The following is a 16,263-nucleotide window of genomic DNA, read 5'->3' as shown; positions in this document are numbered from 1 at the left end:
GCACCCGCCACCAGCAATGCCTTTGCATGATCGGGCGTCAGCCCCATGCCGGAACTTGCATTTTCGCCGTTGACCACGACGAAATCGAGCCCCCAACTCTCTCGCAGGCTTGGCAGCCGCGCCGCAACCGCTGCACGCCCCGCCCGCCCCATCACATCGCCTAGAAACAGTATCTTCATGCGCCAAGCGTTAGGCCGCCGCTTTGCAAAGGGCAAGCCCCGCGCGCGCCGATACGCGCGCATCGGCGCAACGGCGGCTCAGAACGGGCCCAGCACCCCCGCCTCGGTGACGATCAGGTCAAGCTTCTGGTCAAAGGCGTCAATCGGCACCGCTGGCATCTGCTGCGCGGCATAGGCAAAGCCGATCGCGGTAATCGGGCCTTGGGCGCGCAGTTGCGCAAGCGAGCGGTCGTAGTAGCCGCCCCCATAGCCCAGCCGATAGCCGCGCGCATCAAAGGCCAGTAGCGGCACGATCAGCACCCGTGGCACAAGCCAATCGCCGCTTTCCGGGATCAGCGCGCCAAAGGCACCGCGCTGCATTGCGGCCTTTGGTGTCCACGCCCGAAAGCCCAGCGGCATGTCGCGGCCAAGGATCACCGGCACCGCCACCGGCCCAGAATGCGCCGCCATCGCCGCAAGCGGGTCGATCTCGTCCCGCATCGGCATATATCCTGCCAACACCGCACCCGCGTAAGGGGCCAGCGCCTGCGCAAGATGCGCGCTTGCCCGGCCCTGCCCCTGCGCGGCGGCGCTGCGCCGCTGCGCCGAAGCCTGCGCCCTTATCGCCGCCTTCTGCTCTGCAACCTTATCCATGAGCACCCTCCGCGCACCAACCCTAGCCCGGCTGCGCGGCCCCCGGCAAGGCGGTGGACCGGCGCGCAGAGAGGCCCTAGCATGGCCCAAATACATGCGCAGTTTAGGAGTCGTGGATGGCGGAACTCTTGCTTGGCCAGCTTGTCAGCATGGCCGCGGACCCCTTTGTCGAAGGGCCCAGCGCGGCGCGGCACTGGGCGCGGGGCGGCGTGCTGATCGACGCGGGTCGGATTTTGGCCATTGGCGACGCGGCCGAACTGGCCGCAGCGCATCCCGGCGCGCACCGGCACGACTATGGCGCGGCGCTGATTTCGGCAGGCTTTGTCGATGCGCATATGCATTATCCGCAGACCGCGATCATCGCCAGTTGGGGCAAACGGCTGATCGATTGGCTCAACACCTATACTTTCCCCGAAGAGGCGCGCTTTGCCGACCCCGCCTATGCCGCAACCATCGCAGAGCGCGCGCTTGATCTGGCCCTCGCGCATGGCACCACCACGTTGACAAGTTACGCCACCATTCACCCCGCAAGCGTGGATGCCTTTTTCACCGCTGCCGCCCGGCGCGACATGCGGGTGGCGGCAGGCAAAACCTGCATGGACCGCAACGCGCCCGACAATCTGCGCGACAGCGCGCAAAGCGCCTATGACGACAGCCGCGCGCTGATTTCGCGCTGGCACGGCGTCGGGCGCGCGCATTACGTCATCACCCCGCGCTTCGCCCCCACCTCATCGCGCGACCAGCTTGCAGCACTCGGCGCGCTTTGGGCCGAGCATCCCGACTGCCTGATGCAAACGCATCTAAGCGAACAGACCGACGAGATCGCGTGGGTAGCATCGCTTTTTCCCGAGGCGCGCGATTATCTGGATGTCTATGAGGCGCACGGGCTTTTGGGCGCAAACGGCATTTACGGCCATGCCATCCACCTGACTGCGCGCGAGCGTGACCGGCTGGTAGAGGTTGGCGCGGCGCTGGCGCATTGCCCGACCTCGAACACCTTCATCGGTTCTGGCCTGTTCGATATGGCCGGCCTCAAGGCCCGTGGCCTGCGCATCGGGCTGGCCACCGATACTGGCGGTGGCTCGTCCTTTTCAATGCTGCGCACCATGGCCGCGGCCTATGAGGTGGCGCAACTCAACCATGTCTCGCTGCATCCTGCGCAGTTGCTATGGCTTGCCACCGCAGGTTCCGCCGCAGCGTTGCAACTGGGCGACCGGATCGGCACCCTTGCCGTGGGCTACGAGGCCGACCTCGTGGTGCTCGACCTCGCTTCGACCCCTGCCATCGCGCAACGCAGCGCCCGCGCGGGCGATGTGTGGGAGGCGCTGTTCCCCACCATTATGATGGGCGATGACCGCGCCATTCGCGCCACATGGGTCAACGGCAAAATCGCACATCAGCGCCCCGACGAAGGACACCAGCACTAATCACTCGAAAACCACGTGGGGGCGGCCTAGCCGTTCAGCACCGCCATCGCGGCGGCATGCACCTCGGCATTGGCGGCGGCGATGATCTGGCCGCCACCCGCTGCCGGGCCGCCCTGCCAGTTGGTCACAATACCCCCTGCCGCCTCGATCACCGCAATCGGCGCGGCCACGTCATAGGGTTGCAGCCCAGCCTCGACCACCAGATCGATCTGCCCCGAAGCGATCAGCGCATAGGCGTAGCAATCCATGCCATAGCGGACCAAGCGCATCTCGCGGGCCAACCGCGCAAAGGCAGCGCCCTCAGCGGGCGTGCCAACCTCGGGGAAGGTGCTGAACAGAATCGCATCGGAAAGGGCGCGCGCGGGGCGGGCGGCAAGCTGCTTGCGCCCCATCGGCCCATGCACCTCGGCACGGCCAAAGCCGCCACTGAACCGCTCGCCGATATAGGGTTGGTCGATCAGCCCATAAATCGGGCCCTCGGCGTCGGCCACGGCCACCAGCACGCCCCATGTCGGGGTGCCCGAAAGATAGCCGCGCGTGCCGTCAATCGGGTCAAGTATCCATGTCAGGCCACTTGTCCCCTCGCGCGGGCCGAACTCTTCACCCAGTATCGCATCCCTTGGGCGGCGCAGTGCCAGAATCGCACGCATCGCCTTTTCTGATGCGCGGTCGGCCACGGTCACCGGGTCGAAGCGCTGCGTTTCCTTACTGTCGGCACCCAGACCCGCTGTGCGAAAATGTGCCAACGTCTCGCGCCGTGCCGCATCGGCCAGCGCGCCCGCCACGACGATCAGCTCATCTTGCTCTGCTTCGCTCAATTGCATCCGTGCAGTGCGCATCTTTGCCCCCAGCCATTCGATGGCAGCGGTAACGGCGCGCTGACGCGCGGTCAAGCAGCGATCAGGCGACGTTTCGGCGCAGGTCAGGCTGCGTGCGAAAGTACTTTGGCAAGGTCAAACAAGCGTCGCCGCTGCGCTTCGGGAATGGCGTAATAAGAGCGCACGAGTTGCAGCGCCTCTTTATCAGCCATCAGATCATAGGCGGGTTCTGCGCCACCCTCCTCGTCATCAGCCAGACCTTCAAAGAAAAACGAGATCTTCACCCCGACCGCTTCTGCAATATCCCATAGCCGAGACGCAGATACGCGGTTCATGCCGGTTTCGTATTTCTGGATCTGCTGGAACTTGATACCGACCTGATCAGCAAGCTGTTGTTGCGTCATGCCGATCAGCCAGCGCCGTTGTCGAATTCGTTTGCCAACATGAACATCTACTGGGTGCTTCATCCGCTGCTCCTGCTTTCTGACTTACATGTTCGTTAGATTTCCCTGTGTTTCCAGTTAACAAGTGCAATTTTCACGAAAACATACCATAAAAGACAGTGCACTAGACATGTTTTAACCTCAACGTCCGGAAAACTCGCGGCATATCGCCACAGATTCCCGGCGCGAGAAGGGAATCACTCGCTCGCCTCTTACGTGTTAACAGACGCGCGGCGAATCGGCAATCACGGCGTACTGGAATGCCCGTGCGCAGAGCGCTAGGTTGCTTTGCAGGAGGTAACCATGCGCGCATTGCAAATCCAATCGATCGGGTCAGAGCCGGCCTTGGTCAATCTGCCGCTGCCGCAGCCCGGCACCGGAGAAGTGCGGGTGCGCATCGCCGCCTGCGGGCTCAATTTCGCCGACCTCTTGATGATGCGCGGCGAATATCAAGAACGCCCGACCCCGCCCTTTACACTAGGCTTCGAGCCTGCCGGCACGATCGAGGCGGTGGGGCCCGGCGTTGCGGAATCGCTGCTTGGCACGCGGGTGGCGGTGTTCGCGGGCCATGGTGGGCTGGCCGAGGCTGGCTGCTTCGCGCAGCACCGCTGTCTGGCCCTGCCCGATGCGATGGGGTTTGAAGAAGCGGCAGCCTTTCAGATCGCCTATGGCACCTCGCATCTGGCGCTCAGCCTGCGCGCCCGGCTTTTGCCCGGCGAGACACTTTTGGTGCTGGGTGCGGCGGGTGGCGTGGGCCTCAGCGCGGTTGAAATCGGGCGACGCATGGGTGCACGGGTAATCGCGGTGGCGCGCGGGCCAGAACGGCTTGCGGTGGCCGAGGCGGCAGGTGCCGTGCATTTGATCGATAGTGCCGCAGGCAATATCAAGGGGGCGGTGCGCGCGCTTGGCGGCGCTGATGTTGTCTATGATGCCGTGGGGGGCGATCTTGCGCGGCAGGCGATGGCGGCCACCAACCAAGGCGGGCGCTACCTTGTCATTGGTTTTGCCTCGGGCAAGGTGCCCGAGTTTCCCGCCAACCACCTATTAGTGAAAAACATAACCCTGCACGGCTTTTACTGGGGCGGCTATCAACGGCTTTCGCCGGAAAGCCTTGCTTTCAGCCTGCAAACGCTGCTCGGCTGGTACGAATTGGGCGCATTACACCCGCATATCGGCGCGGTTTTGCCCCTGTCGCGGGCGACCGAGGCGCTTGCGCTTTTGCGCGACCGCGCCAGTACGGGAAAGATCGTCGTCACGATGGCGGAATGAGTTGCGAAGCGCTTGAAATCCCCGCGCCCTACCCCGATATTGCCTCCATCGGCGCGCGCAACGGCGCACGCTGCCCGTCTGACCCTTTGGAGGCTTTCTATGGCTGACTATCGTACTATCCGCACCGCCCAGGCCGGCGCCGGGACCCTGCAGATCGATGAGGGTTTGCGGGCCTATATGAATCGCGTCTACGGCTTGATGTCGGTTGCCATGCTCATCACCGGCGGTTTCGCCTGGCTGATGGCAACCTTGGCGCTATCCGCTGACCCGACGCCCTACCAAATCGGTGGCAGCACTTACCTGACCGAGTTTGGTAAAACGCTGTACCTCTCGCCGCTGAAATGGGTGGTGATGTTCGCCCCCCTTGCCGTGGTCTTTGCCTTTGGCTCGCTTCTCGGCCGCATGAGCCTTGCCACCGCGCAGATGGTGTTCTGGGGCTTTGCCGCGCTGATGGGCATTTCGATCAGCTGGATCTTTGCTGTCTACACCGGTTTTTCGGTGGTGCAGACCTTCCTGATCACCGCGATTTCCTTCGCGGGGCTGTCGCTCTATGGCTACACGACCAAGCGTAACCTGACCGGCATGGGTTCATTCCTGATGATGGGCCTGATCGGCTTGCTGGTGGCGATGGTGGTCAACATCTTCCTGCAAAGCTCGGCCATGCAGTTCGCCATTTCGGTGATCGGCGTGTTGATCTTCGCGGGTCTGACCGCGTTTGACACCCAGCGCATCAAGAACAGCTACCTGCAAATGGCGCAGTCGGATTCAGAGTTCATCGGCAAGTCGGCGATCATGGGCGCGTTGCAGCTCTACCTCGACTTCCTGAACCTGTTCATGTTCCTGCTGCAATTCCTCGGCAACCGCAACTAAGCGGCCTGCCAAGGCACTGCCAAACCCCGCCCCTTCGGGCGGGGTTTTCTTTTGGCGATCGGGGCTGCATCAGCCGGGGTTCAGCGGGCGGGTGCAATCAGAAGAAAATATCATCCAGACCCGAAGCCGCATCGGCACCCGTTACTTCGATAGCCGCCTGCGCCACACCGCCAAACAGCGCGTTGTGAATATCGCGCTCTACCTTGATGGTATAGATCTTGTAGATCTCTGAAATTATGTCGGCCTGCCCGTCAAATCCACCTTCATTGGGGTGTGTTCGCAGCGCGGCCGATTGAAGCTCACCTTCAAGCGCCCGCCAATCCCGGCAGAAATCTTGCTGGTCGGATGCGGTTCTGGCGGCATCGCGCAGCCGGGCCACGACCTCTGCCCCCGTTCCCGACATGAACGCCGCCCGATCACGCAACACGCTTGAAATATTGTCGATTTTCTCACGTGCCGATTCAAGGATATCCCGCGCGCCAGCCTGATGCCGGTCATCGCGGCGGGTGCCAGCATCCAGAAAACCCTGCAGAACATCTGCGGATTTCTTCAAGTTCTGCATGACCTCTTCGACCGGCGCAGAGGTTTCATCGTTGAGAATGCGCAGTTCCTTTGCGACCTGCCGGAAGGCTTGGCCATCTTCGTCAAGCACCTTGGCCCGGATCGTGGCGTTCAGGCTGATCAGCCGAACAGCCTGACGGATATCTTCAAAGGCGCTTACATGTTCCAGCATATTGCCGACCGCCGCGACAAGCTGATCTATCGCGACGGAAAGCGCGGCATCGCTGCGTTCATACCTTTCCAGCATCCGGGCGATTTGAAGAACGCTGGCATTTATTGCACCAAAGGCCGCATCGCCCGTTGAAAGCAGTGATCCCGCGTCTGTTTCAGCGCTTTGCAACATCGCAACCGCTTCCCGTGCCAAATCTTCCAATGAGGCGGCCAGTTCTGCGATCTCGGCGTCGAAATCCGTGATTGCGCCCTGCAATTGCGCAGCCATCAGCGCATAGGCCGATGCCAACGTGGCGCTATCGTCGATTCCTTCGGTTTTCTGGCAAGCCGCCTCGATATGTTCCACGCGCTGACGCGTGCTGTCGCCCACCTGAAGCGTGCATACAGCGCGGGCGACGCGCGCGCTGATCCTTTCGCTAAGCGCGCCATGCGCTGCTATTCGCGCCTCCGCCCAGATGCGCTGGCTTTCCATCGCCGCAAGGTTTCGCGCCTGTTCGGCACCAATCCCGCACAGCAATTGCCTATGTTCGGCACCGATCTGTTCGTTCATGGCGCGGGCCGCATCAAGGCTGTCGCGCATACCCAGAAAGGCATCCGCGAAAGAGGCTACATTGCTCTCCAGCAACCCGCCGAGCCGCGTGAACTCTTCTGCGAATTGCGAGAGGTTGTTTTCTCGGTCGCTGATGGTGGCTGCCGCAACGCGCGCAGTAACAAAAAACATGCGCAGCGTCCGCACGGCTTTCGACAATCCGGCGATCTTGTTGGGAAACTGGCCCGTCAGGTCGCTCAACTCTGCCAGAAAGGCGCGGTTTGCCATGCTGCTTTGGTTCAACCTCGCAACATGACCCGAGATATTCCTGAGGGCTTCGACAAGCCCGGCGAATTCGGGGCCCGCCAAGGCACCCGACATCTGGGCATAGGCTTCGGAAACTTCACCCAGAAGCCGCGTGCACGCGATCAGCTTTTCGCCCATCTGAAGGAAGTCCCGCTCAATCGCTGCACGCGGCGCAGCAAGCCGTGCTGTGATATCGCGGGCGGCATTGGGCGTAGCGGGCCAGTCGGGCGCTGCGTTGAGCATATTCACGAAGCCCGCCCTTCTTTCATCTTGCGCTGAAACTTGGCAATCTCTGCGGCGATTGCGGATAAGCCGACGGTCCTTTCCACCCCACCGCGGGCAATGGCCTCTTTCGGCATTCCAAAAACGGTGCAACTGGCCTCGTCCTGCGCGATTGTATTGGCACCCGCGTGGCGCATTTCCAGCATGCCGCGGGCGCCGTCATCGCCCATGCCTGTCATGATCACACCCAGCGCATTGCCCCCGGCCGCCTGTGCGGCCGAGCGGAAAAGGACATCGACCGAAGGCCGGTGCCGCGATACGGGCGGCCCGTCACGAACCGCCACGCGGTAGTTGCGCCCGACCCGCTCGATAAGCATGTGGTGGTTGCCGGGGGCGATCAGCGCCAGTCCAGGTGCAAGCATGTCGCCGTGCGCGGCCTCGCGCACCGTAATCGCGCAAAGCCCGTCCATGCGGCGCGCAAAGGCGGCGGTAAAACCCTCGGGCATATGCTGCACGATCGCGATGCCGGGGCAATCCAGCGGCAGCGCCCTGAGAACGGTTGCCAGCGCCTCCGTGCCGCCGGTCGAGGCGCCGATGGCAACCAGTGGCTCGGCCTCGATCTGCCCTCCGCGCCGAGGTGCGGCGGCGGGCAGGATGGCGTCGGCGGTCAACTTTTCCTCGACCCTGACGGGTGGCAAGCTCCTGCGGCGGGTGCCGATGCGCGCATGGGCCGCCGCGCGGGCTACGTCGCAAATACGCATGCGCGCCTCGGCCAGGGCTTCGGCGGTTGCCACTTTCGGCTTTGCGATGGCCTCCACGGCCCCCGCTTCCAGCGCCCGCATGAATGTCTGAGAGCCTTCCTCCGTCAGGGTCGAGCAGATCACCACCGGGATCGGGCGCTGCGACATGATTTTTCGCAAGAAGGTCAAACCGTCCATGCGCGGCATCTCGATATCCAGAAAGATCACGTCCGGCAAATGGCTCTGCATTTTCTGCACGGCGACATAGGGATCAGAGGCAACCCCCATAACCTCCAGATCGGGCGCGCTGCTGATGATGTCGGACAGCGCATTGCGTACCGCCGCGGAATCATCGACGATCAGGACCTGAATCTTTGCACTTGCGGCGCGGGTTCCGGGGCGATCATGCATGCTCGTTCTCCATTTTCATGCGACGCGAAACACGCCCGTGCCGATCTGCTCGAACCCCATGCCATTGCCGATCGCCGCCTCGGTATGGCCAAGGATCAGAACGCCCGAGGGGCGCAGATGCTTGGCAAGGCGGCGAACCACGGCCTTCTGGGTTGGTGGATCGAAATAGATGAGCACGTTGCGCAGAAAGATCACATCGACATCGCGGTCTATCGGAAGCTTCTCGTCGATCAGGTTGAGCTGCTGGAATCGGACGCGCTGACGCAGTTCGGGCACGACGCGGACTTGGGCTAGGTTTCCTGTGCTGCGTTGCTGCAGGAAATAGCGCAGCCTCAGCGGCTCGGGCACCGGCGCGATCATCGTGGCGGGGTAGATCGCGCGACGCGCCTCTGCGACCATTTCGCTCGAAACATCTGTGCCTAGAACGGCAAAGTCGAAGGGCGGCCCGCGCTTTGCCGCCTCGGCAAGCACCATCGCGGCGGTATAGGCCTCCGCCCCGTTGGAGGCTGCGGCGCTCCAGACCTTGAGGCGGGGCGCAAGGCCGCGCGGGCGCGCAGCCAAAAGCGCAGGCAACAACGACTTGTCGAAAAGATCGAAATGCAGTTTCTCACGGAAGAAGTCGGTCTTGTTGGTCGTTGCAAGATGGATCAGCGCGTCCAGTTCCGCCTCTAGCCCGCCGCGGTCAAAAACCATACGACTGTAGTCCGAGACATTGGCAAGGCCCAGAAAAGCCGCGCGCTTTCTGAGCTTGCCTTCCATATGCGCGCGTTTGGAGGGCGTCAGCCTGATCCCTGTCCGATCCCGGATCAGCGCGCCGAACTGCGCGAATTCAGCATCGCTCAGGCCTTGGAGGATGGGCGTGTCACAGTCTCGAAGGGCTTTCATTTCAACAGACCGCCTCCGTTGCTTCAGGGATGTAAGAATGGCCGAACCATTTGCCACCGCTTCGGAGGAACCGCCCGCGGCAGTCCCTCCGCAGGGGATCATGCAAGCTCGAACACCGCGATGTCGGCCGCGCCGAACACGCGCTCGAAGTCGAGAACGGTGACAAACCTGCCGTTGCGCCGCCCGATCCCGGCGATCGTTTCGGCGCGCCATCCTGCGGCGGCACCGGGCGGCGGTTCCAACCTGTCGGAATCGAGCACGGTCACCTCATGGACACGATCGACCTTGACCCCGATCACCGCGTCCGCGCCCGCGACAGTGGCGGTGATCACCATGACCCGCGTGTCGCCGTCGTCCTCGCCGGGCATGAAGCCCAGCTTCAGGCGCAGATCCAGAACCGGCACGCCCTGCCCGCGCACATCGATCATTCCCAAAAGATGGGATGGTGCGCCGGGCAGCCGCGCGATGGGTTGCAGATCGAGGATTTCCCGAACCCTTTCGACCGGCATGGCAAGCAGTTCGCCCGCGATGCCAAGGGTTACGTATTGGGCGCTTTGGGCCATCAGGCCGCCCTCCCCCGCCGCCCCGCGGCGCGTTCGAAATCGGCATCAAGCGCGTCCTCACCGCCTGACATGTCGAAGGCGAATCCGCCTTCCTGCTTTGCGCGTCGCGCGGCGTTTGCCATCGTCGGCTGCAACCTTGCGCTCGTGGCCGGGCGCGCTTGCGCCGCCTGATCCCCCGCGCCGTTGAACCTGAAAAAGCCGATGCTGCGCTGCAACTTTTCCGCCTGATGCGACAGTTCCGAGGCCGCCGAAGACAATTCTTCAGATGCCGAGGTATTCTGCTGTGTGACCGTATCAAGCTGCTGGATCGCCTCGCTGATCTGGCTTGCGCCGGCGTTCAGCTCGCTGTTGGCCGCCGAAATCTCGGCCACCAGTTCCGAGGTCTTCTGGATGTCGGGCACGAGGCTTCTAAGCAAATCGCCCGCCGCCTGCGCCGAACGCACCGTCTCGCCAGAAAGGCCCGAAATCTCGGTTGCGGCCTCTTGTGACCGTTCGGCCAGTTTGCGCACTTCGGCCGCCACCACGGCAAAGCCGCGCCCATGCTCGCCCGCCCGGGCCGCCTCGACCGCGGCGTTCAGCGCCAGAAGATCTGTCTGGCGCGCGATCTCTTGCACCACCATGATCTTTTCGGCGATCGTCTGCATGGCCTCTACGGCCTTGCCAACCGCATCTCCGCTGGTTTGGGCATCCTTGGCCGCCTTGCGGGCGATATTCTCGGTCTGCGCCGTGTTTTCCGCATTCTGCTTGATGTTGGCTGCCATCTGCTCGACCGAAGCCGAGGTTTCCTCGGTAGAGGAGGCTTGTTCCTGCGCGCCCTGGCTCAGCTGATCGGCACTGGCCGAGGTCTCTTCGCTGCCAGCGGCAACATTGCGCGCGGCGGCTGCGACCTCGCCGACCACATCCTTGAGTCGGTCGGTCATGCTGCTGAGCGCCTCGACCAGATCCTTGATCTCGTCGTTTGACCTCACATTCGCCTTGGCGTCCAGATCTCCGTCCGCCACCGCCCGGGCGATTCCAAGGGCGGTCGAAATACCGCGGCTGATGCTGAGAGTGATCCAGATCGCCATGGCTGCGGCAAAGATCATCACGGCCGCACCGATCACGAGCATCACCATGCGCCCGGCTTCGTAGGTCGCGTTGGCCTCTGCGGCGCTTTCGTCCACAAGATGCCCCTGATAGGTTCGCAAGTCATCGATCGCCTCGATGAAAACCTTGAGTGCAGGAACAAGCGTCGCATTCACCTCGCGCTCCGCCGCATCGGCCTGCCCGGAATTGACGAGTCTGGTGATCTCGCCGAAGGAGGCGACGTAGGGTTTGCGCGTCTCGTTGATCCGGGCCAGATACTCGCGCCCCTGTGGCCGTGTTACCGTTACTGCCAGCTCTTCGAGTTTGCCATTGATATAGCTTACGTTTTCGGCCAGACGCGCGGCGATCGCGGCGCGTTCGCCCGGCGTTGCGGCAAGCACGGTCTCATAGTTGGCGCGGGCGTTGTCCTCGACCTTCGCCGCGATCTCGTTGATGGTTGCGACCTTGACCCAATAGTTGTCGGTCACGGTGTGCAATGCTTCATTGAGGCTTCGCAGATTGAGATATCCGGCCCCCATGCCGGCGGCCGCCAGCACCACAACCACGGTGAAGGCCGCGGCCAGCTTGAATTTCAGCGTCACTCTCATCGTCAGGCCCTTTCTTCGACCTCCGGGGCCGCGCCTTTGGCCCCGTCGTTGCTGAATATCCGCCCGAGTTCGGGCAGGATGATGAACTGTTCGTTGTGTCGCGCGATGCCCTGCACGTAGTCCTGCCGCCAGCGCATGCCGACGCTCGGTGCATCCTCGAGGGTCAAGAGGTCGATGTCGGCAACCGTGTGGACCCTGTCGGCAAGCAACCCGACGATCGTCGGCTCGCCGTCGAGCGCGATCTCGATCACCACAATCCGCGTTTCGGCATCGGGTGGTGGCCGCTCCATGCAGAATCTGACGCGCAAATCCGCCAGCGGCACCACACGCCCCCGCACGTTGATCAACCCGCCCAGAAAAGCCGGGGCATTCGGCACCTCGGTGATCGGCACCATGTCGAGGATTTCGCGCACTCTGGTCGCCTCGATGGCGAAGATTTCACCGCCAAGCTCTAACGTCAGCGCCAACATGGTTTCGCCCGGTGGTGGTGCAGCGATATGCCTTGCAATCTTCGTCATGCCGCCCGTTCCTCCTGTTCTTTGCGCAGTCGGCTTTCAAAGCGCTGCCCCTGTCGCACAAGCTGGGCGACATCGAGGATCAGGGCGACCGTGCCATCGGCCATGATCGTGGCACTGGCGAAGGTCTCGATATCCGCGTGAAGCCGCGACAATGACTTGATGACCGTCTGGTTGTTGCCAAGGATCTGATCAACCACGAGCCCCACACGCTGATCGCCGGTGGATACGATAACCACCTTCGGGTGTTGCTCATCCGGCTCGCGGGTTCCGAAAAGTTCGCGCAGGCGCAGAAACGGCACCAGCTTTTCGCGAATGTTGAGGAAGTTGCGCCCTCTGTCGCCATCGGCGGCCTCGGAAAGCTCGACACATTCTTCCACCGCCGAAAGCGGAATCGAGTAGCGGCTCTTGCCGACGCGCACCAGCATCCCGTCGATGATGGCCAGCGTAAGCGGCAAGCGCAGCGTCACCGTCGTCCCCTGCCCTCGGCGCGAGGCCACATCTATGCGTCCACGCAGCGCTTCCATTGTGCGATGGACCACGTCCATTCCCACGCCGCGGCCCGAGAGCGCGCTGACCTGCTCGGCGGTCGAGAAGCCGGGGTGGAAGATGAACTGATGAAGCTGGTGTTCCGACATCGCGGCCCCGGCGACAATCAACCCCGAGTCCTCGGCCTTGCGGCGGATCCGCTCGGTATCTAGCCCGGCACCGTCATCGCTGATGGTGATCGCGACTTCTGCCCCTTCGTGCACCGCCGACAGCCTGACCGTGCCGCGCCGCGCCTTACCCGCCGCCACGCGGGTTTCAGGGGGTTCCTGCCCATGATCCATGGCGTTGCGGATGATATGGACCAGCGGGTCTGCAAGGCTTTCGATCACTGTCTTGTCGAGTTCGGTCTGTTCGCCCGAGGTGATGAAGTCCACATCCTTGCCAAGCTGCGATGACAGATCATGAACCAGCCGTCGAAAACGGCTGAACAGCGTCCCGATCGGCACCATGCGGATTCCCATCGTGGTGTCGCGCAAGCCCGCGGATAGGCGCTCGATTTCTTCGTTGACCGCCAGAAGGCTCGGGTTGCGGCTCTCTACCGCGATCTGGGACAGGCGCGCCTGGGCGATCACGAGCTCGCCGACCCGGTCGAGCAATTCGTCCAGCCGCTCGGCCGGAACGCGTAGTGACATGCTTTCGCGCACCGGTCCCGGTTCCTTGTCGGCCTTGCCCGTCTGCGGTTTTGCCGCTTCGGCCGCGCCGTCGATGGCAGCCGGCGCCTCGGGTGTTGGCTTGGCTGTGGCATCGATCTGTAGCGTCATCCCATCCTGAACGAACAGGAACACATCCTCGATGTCCTGCCTTGTGCAATCGGACAGCAGACTTACGTCCCAAGAAATATAGCATATTTCCGGGTCGAGATCGTCGATGCGCGGGATATCCGCAGTGTCAGCGCGAACCGTACACGCGCCCAGCGCGCGCAATTCATCAAGCAAAATCTTCGGGTTCGCCCCCAGCGACAGCGCATCCTCGGATAATCGAAAGCGAATACGCCAGCCTGCCCCGGTTGCCTTCTGCTCCGCCGCTGCACCGGTCTGGGGGGCCACGGTGGTGCCCTGCGCGCACCCTGCAACCGCACCGCCAGTGCCAACGATATCTCGAAGGCGGGCGAGTATCGGTGCGCCGGCAGCGGCATGCACATTCGGCTCGGCAATCAGCTCTGCGATATGGTCTTTGGCCGCCAGCGCCACCCGCACGAGCCCGACCGAGGGCGCAGCAGAGCCTTTGCGCACCCGATCGAAGGCAGTTTCAAACTCGTGCACAAACTCCGCCACTTCGGAAAACCCGAACATCGCGCCCGAGCCCTTGATCGTGTGCAGTGCGCGAAAAGCGCTGTCGATCAGATCCTTGTCGTCGAGCGCGTCATCAAGATCGAGCAAGGTCCGTTCGAGTTGTTCAAGAACATCCTGGGCTTCCTGCCGGAAGGTTTCTGCGGGGTCGTCCTGCGTCATGCGCCTATCACCCTCTTGATTGCTGCGAGAAGCTGGTTCTGGTCAAACGGCTTGACGATCCAGCCGATTGCACCTGCGGCCCGGGCTTCGCGCTTGGATGCCTCGTCCGATTCCGTTGAAAGAAAGATGATCGGAATACCGCGGCTCGAAGGATGGGCGCGGTATTTTCTGATGAACTCCAGACCGTTCATATTCGGCATGTTGAGGTCTGTGATGATTGCGCTATATGCGCCCGCCGTTGCCTTTGAATAGCCATCCGCGCCATCGCAAGCCTCATCAACCTTGAAACCGGCGGCACTCAGCGTCATTGAAATCATCTGCCTGACTGACTGCGAGTCGTCGATTGTGAGTACTGCCTTGCTCATTTTTCGCCCTTACAGGATTTCGTGCCTTGCCACGTCCATCGGAAGTATCGGCGCATCCGGTATATTTTTTGCAAACGCCGGAGAGCCGCATGGTATCGGCGCGATATGAAAAAATGCTTAGTCCTTGGGCAATTTCCGTCCATCAGAACTATCAAGCCAGAGCCCCCCTTCGCACTTGGCAGGCAACTCACCATTCTGGGCTTTCGGAAAAGGCCACGATTCGAACTTTGAAACCGCACGGTTTTAGGGGCAAAGCCTGAACGCATTTCCTGTTTGGGTACAGGTTAGTTTCCCTGCCGATGATAGCGGGGCGCGGGTCTGCCGCATCACGTCACCCTGTTGGCCAGCGCGGGAAACGTGATGTTCGACCAACATCCCAAGCCTGCTATCATGGCAGGTCATATCCGCCACCCTTTTGATTTCCGACAACAACTGCCGCCGATAAAACGGCTTGATCAACCAACCGATTGCACCTGCGGCCTTGGCTTCGCGCTTGGCATATTCGTCAGATCTAGCAGATACAAAAATGATTGAAACATCACGGCCAGAAGGGTGTGCGCGGAATCTTCTGATAAACTCTGCGCCGCTCATATTCGGCATGTTGCCGTCCGTTATTATAAGGTCGAACGCTCCCAGAATCGCTTTCGAATACCCCTCTGCACCGTCGCTTGCCTCATCTACAGAAAAACCAATAGCGCGAAGGTTTATTGAAAGCATTCGCCTTGCAGAAGGCGAATCGTCAACTATCAGCACGGCGGCTTTCATGTTTTGCTTCCACGCGGCTTCAAAGATGTAAACATTGCGCCTACATTTACCTTCCCGCTTAAACTAAAAGCAGGAAGCGGAGCAGGTTTATAATACAGGTGTTAGCAGCCATCTATTTAGACAAGGTAAACCGCAGAAATGCCGAATACGGGTGTCTCGCGACCATCCGCCCCTGTCGGCGCGATGGGCACTTCCTCAGGGCAAGGACGCGCTGGCAATTGGCGGGGCGTTGTCACGCATGGTCGCAAAATGAACTCACCCGCTTTGAATTAGGCAGCGACATTGATTTCTTTGGCAGAAACGCCAATCGAGTGCATGAATGCAGAAAGTATGCCGCCATCAAAACCCACGATTTCGACGCGACCACCTTGTTCGGCCGCACTGCGTGTCGCGGCGATCAAAAGCTGCACAATGCTGGTATCAACCGTTGTCAGTTCACGAACGTCGATGCGGGCAGACCCGCCACCTATCGCCTGCGCCAGATCGCGTCGCACCGTTTCCGCCTCGCGCATACCCAGTGTGCCATCAAGCTTCATGGCCTTATGGTTGCGCGTTCGGGCGCTTTTCTTCTGCGCTGCCGGACCTGCTTTCTCTGCCATTGAAGATTTCCTTCAAACCCGTTCCTGCTCCGACATACGCGCCAAATATTGAGCAAGCTCTAACGGGCGACCTTGCATCGCAACAATGTGCTGGGCGGCGCGATTGTGCGGCCCGGCGTGCCATTGGCAAAGTGACTGTGCCTGGCGATCCCGGCAGGACTCGAACCTGCAACATCCTGATTAGAAGTCAGGTGCTCTATCCAGTTGAGCTACGGGACCGATTGCGCCCTTTTCCTATGGCAGGCATCGGCGCGCAAGCCCTTCAAAGCATGCGGGTCATGAAGGTGCTCATCGGGTCGGGCCCATAGCCCTCGAAGGG

At 61.8% G+C, this 16,263-nt stretch carries 17 protein-coding genes and 1 tRNA gene; 3 read left to right on the top strand and 15 right to left on the bottom strand.

The window, feature by feature from the left end:
• Both ABY403_RS04600 and ABY403_RS04595 read right to left on the bottom strand, forming a co-directional pair.
• Positions 1-179 (bottom strand): YmdB family metallophosphoesterase (locus ABY403_RS04600; RefSeq protein WP_372839410.1); only part of this gene is annotated, 179 nt, incomplete at its 3' end.
• A gap of 78 nt (positions 180-257) precedes the next feature.
• Positions 258-812, bottom strand: a complete 555-nt coding sequence (locus ABY403_RS04595) for a 5-formyltetrahydrofolate cyclo-ligase (protein WP_372839405.1) — start codon at positions 810-812, stop codon at positions 258-260.
• 116 nt (positions 813-928) lie between these two features.
• Between ABY403_RS04595 and guaD the strand changes: the two genes are divergently transcribed.
• A complete protein-coding gene (guaD, locus tag ABY403_RS04590; protein WP_372839403.1) occupies positions 929-2,239 on the top strand; it encodes a guanine deaminase in 1,311 nt (436 codons plus the stop codon).
• A 26-nt stretch (positions 2,240-2,265) separates the two neighbouring features.
• On the opposite strand, the gene ABY403_RS04585 is transcribed toward guaD, so the two are convergent.
• Positions 2,266-3,063: an inositol monophosphatase family protein gene (locus ABY403_RS04585; protein ID WP_372839407.1), complete on the bottom strand. Its 798-nt coding sequence runs from the start codon at positions 3,061-3,063 to the stop codon at positions 2,266-2,268.
• Positions 3,064-3,161: 98 nt separating this feature from the next.
• The gene (locus tag ABY403_RS04580; protein WP_372839400.1) at positions 3,162-3,524 is read right to left on the bottom strand and encodes a helix-turn-helix domain-containing protein; all 363 of its coding nucleotides are present in this window, start codon (positions 3,522-3,524) and stop codon (positions 3,162-3,164) included.
• A gap of 279 nt (positions 3,525-3,803) precedes the next feature.
• Here ABY403_RS04580 and ABY403_RS04575 point away from each other — a divergent pair, with 279 nt between their 5' ends.
• Complete coding sequence (locus ABY403_RS04575; protein WP_372839398.1) at positions 3,804-4,769, top strand: NADPH:quinone oxidoreductase family protein; 966 nt, start codon at positions 3,804-3,806, stop codon at positions 4,767-4,769.
• Positions 4,770-4,868: 99 nt separating this feature from the next.
• Positions 4,869-5,639 (top strand): Bax inhibitor-1/YccA family protein, encoded by a 771-nt coding sequence (locus ABY403_RS04570; RefSeq protein WP_372839395.1) that lies wholly within the window; start codon positions 4,869-4,871, stop codon positions 5,637-5,639.
• A gap of 97 nt (positions 5,640-5,736) precedes the next feature.
• Here ABY403_RS04570 and ABY403_RS04565 read toward each other — a convergent pair whose 3' ends face one another.
• The 11 genes from ABY403_RS04565 to ABY403_RS04515 form a co-directional block, all read right to left on the bottom strand.
• On the bottom strand, positions 5,737-7,455 hold the full coding sequence (locus tag ABY403_RS04565) for a hypothetical protein (RefSeq protein WP_372839392.1): 1,719 nt from the start codon (positions 7,453-7,455) through the stop codon (positions 5,737-5,739).
• Positions 7,452-8,579 (bottom strand): chemotaxis response regulator protein-glutamate methylesterase, encoded by a 1,128-nt coding sequence (locus ABY403_RS04560; RefSeq protein WP_372839390.1) that lies wholly within the window; start codon positions 8,577-8,579, stop codon positions 7,452-7,454. Before ABY403_RS04560 ends, ABY403_RS04565 begins: the two co-directional genes overlap by 4 nt.
• Before the next feature lie 15 nt (positions 8,580-8,594).
• Positions 8,595-9,464: a protein-glutamate O-methyltransferase CheR gene (locus ABY403_RS04555; protein WP_372839387.1), complete on the bottom strand. Its 870-nt coding sequence runs from the start codon at positions 9,462-9,464 to the stop codon at positions 8,595-8,597.
• A 98-nt stretch (positions 9,465-9,562) separates the two neighbouring features.
• Positions 9,563-10,027: a chemotaxis protein CheW gene (locus ABY403_RS04550; RefSeq protein WP_372839385.1), complete on the bottom strand. Its 465-nt coding sequence runs from the start codon at positions 10,025-10,027 to the stop codon at positions 9,563-9,565.
• A complete protein-coding gene (locus ABY403_RS04545) occupies positions 10,027-11,700 on the bottom strand; it encodes a methyl-accepting chemotaxis protein (RefSeq protein WP_372839383.1) in 1,674 nt (557 codons plus the stop codon). Before ABY403_RS04545 ends, ABY403_RS04550 begins: the two co-directional genes overlap by 1 nt.
• 2 nt (positions 11,701-11,702) lie before the next feature.
• Complete coding sequence (locus tag ABY403_RS04540; RefSeq protein ID WP_372839380.1) at positions 11,703-12,218, bottom strand: chemotaxis protein CheW; 516 nt, start codon at positions 12,216-12,218, stop codon at positions 11,703-11,705.
• Positions 12,215-14,215, bottom strand: coding sequence for a chemotaxis protein CheA (locus ABY403_RS04535; RefSeq protein ID WP_372839377.1), 2,001 nt, complete (start codon positions 14,213-14,215; stop codon positions 12,215-12,217). Before ABY403_RS04535 ends, ABY403_RS04540 begins: the two co-directional genes overlap by 4 nt.
• Entirely contained in the window at positions 14,212-14,580 is a 369-nt protein-coding gene (locus ABY403_RS04530; RefSeq protein WP_372839375.1) for a response regulator, read from the bottom strand. Before ABY403_RS04530 ends, ABY403_RS04535 begins: the two co-directional genes overlap by 4 nt.
• 243 nt (positions 14,581-14,823) lie before the next feature.
• Positions 14,824-15,345 carry a response regulator gene (locus ABY403_RS04525; RefSeq protein ID WP_372839372.1) on the bottom strand — a complete coding sequence of 174 codons (522 nt, stop codon included), beginning with the start codon at positions 15,343-15,345 and terminating at the stop codon, positions 14,824-14,826.
• Between the two features lie 269 nt (positions 15,346-15,614).
• Positions 15,615-15,944, bottom strand: coding sequence for an STAS domain-containing protein (locus ABY403_RS04520; RefSeq protein WP_372839370.1), 330 nt, complete (start codon positions 15,942-15,944; stop codon positions 15,615-15,617).
• A gap of 142 nt (positions 15,945-16,086) precedes the next feature.
• A tRNA-Arg gene (locus tag ABY403_RS04515) sits at positions 16,087-16,163 on the bottom strand.
• Between the last annotated feature and the right edge of the window lie 100 nt (positions 16,164-16,263).

Origin of the sequence: Phaeovulum sp. (assembly GCF_041596715.1) — a bacterium.
Lineage (GTDB): Bacteria > Pseudomonadota > Alphaproteobacteria > Rhodobacterales > Rhodobacteraceae > UBA6213.
Note: the sequence above shows the minus strand (reverse complement) of the source record. Positions and strands in the feature narration are given on the sequence as shown.

Excerpts from the sequence above, each read along its gene's own strand:
- ABY403_RS04595 (WP_372839405.1), bottom strand. The coding sequence starts at position 812 with ATGGATAAGGTTGCAGAGCAGAAGGCGGCGATAAGGGCGCAGGCTTCG.
- guaD (WP_372839403.1), top strand. The coding sequence starts at position 929 with ATGGCGGAACTCTTGCTTGGCCAGCTTGTCAGCATGGCCGCGGACCCC.
- ABY403_RS04585 (WP_372839407.1), bottom strand. The coding sequence starts at position 3,063 with ATGCAATTGAGCGAAGCAGAGCAAGATGAGCTGATCGTCGTGGCGGGC.
- ABY403_RS04580 (WP_372839400.1), bottom strand. The coding sequence starts at position 3,524 with ATGAAGCACCCAGTAGATGTTCATGTTGGCAAACGAATTCGACAACGG.
- ABY403_RS04575 (WP_372839398.1), top strand. The coding sequence starts at position 3,804 with ATGCGCGCATTGCAAATCCAATCGATCGGGTCAGAGCCGGCCTTGGTC.
- ABY403_RS04570 (WP_372839395.1), top strand. The coding sequence starts at position 4,869 with ATGGCTGACTATCGTACTATCCGCACCGCCCAGGCCGGCGCCGGGACC.
- ABY403_RS04560 (WP_372839390.1), bottom strand. The coding sequence starts at position 8,579 with ATGCATGATCGCCCCGGAACCCGCGCCGCAAGTGCAAAGATTCAGGTC.
- ABY403_RS04555 (WP_372839387.1), bottom strand. The coding sequence starts at position 9,464 with ATGAAAGCCCTTCGAGACTGTGACACGCCCATCCTCCAAGGCCTGAGC.
- ABY403_RS04550 (WP_372839385.1), bottom strand. The coding sequence starts at position 10,027 with ATGGCCCAAAGCGCCCAATACGTAACCCTTGGCATCGCGGGCGAACTG.
- ABY403_RS04545 (WP_372839383.1), bottom strand. The coding sequence starts at position 11,700 with ATGAGAGTGACGCTGAAATTCAAGCTGGCCGCGGCCTTCACCGTGGTT.
- ABY403_RS04540 (WP_372839380.1), bottom strand. The coding sequence starts at position 12,218 with ATGACGAAGATTGCAAGGCATATCGCTGCACCACCACCGGGCGAAACC.
- ABY403_RS04535 (WP_372839377.1), bottom strand. The coding sequence starts at position 14,215 with ATGACGCAGGACGACCCCGCAGAAACCTTCCGGCAGGAAGCCCAGGAT.
- ABY403_RS04530 (WP_372839375.1), bottom strand. The coding sequence starts at position 14,580 with ATGAGCAAGGCAGTACTCACAATCGACGACTCGCAGTCAGTCAGGCAG.
- ABY403_RS04525 (WP_372839372.1), bottom strand. The coding sequence starts at position 15,345 with ATGAAAGCCGCCGTGCTGATAGTTGACGATTCGCCTTCTGCAAGGCGA.
- ABY403_RS04520 (WP_372839370.1), bottom strand. The coding sequence starts at position 15,944 with ATGGCAGAGAAAGCAGGTCCGGCAGCGCAGAAGAAAAGCGCCCGAACG.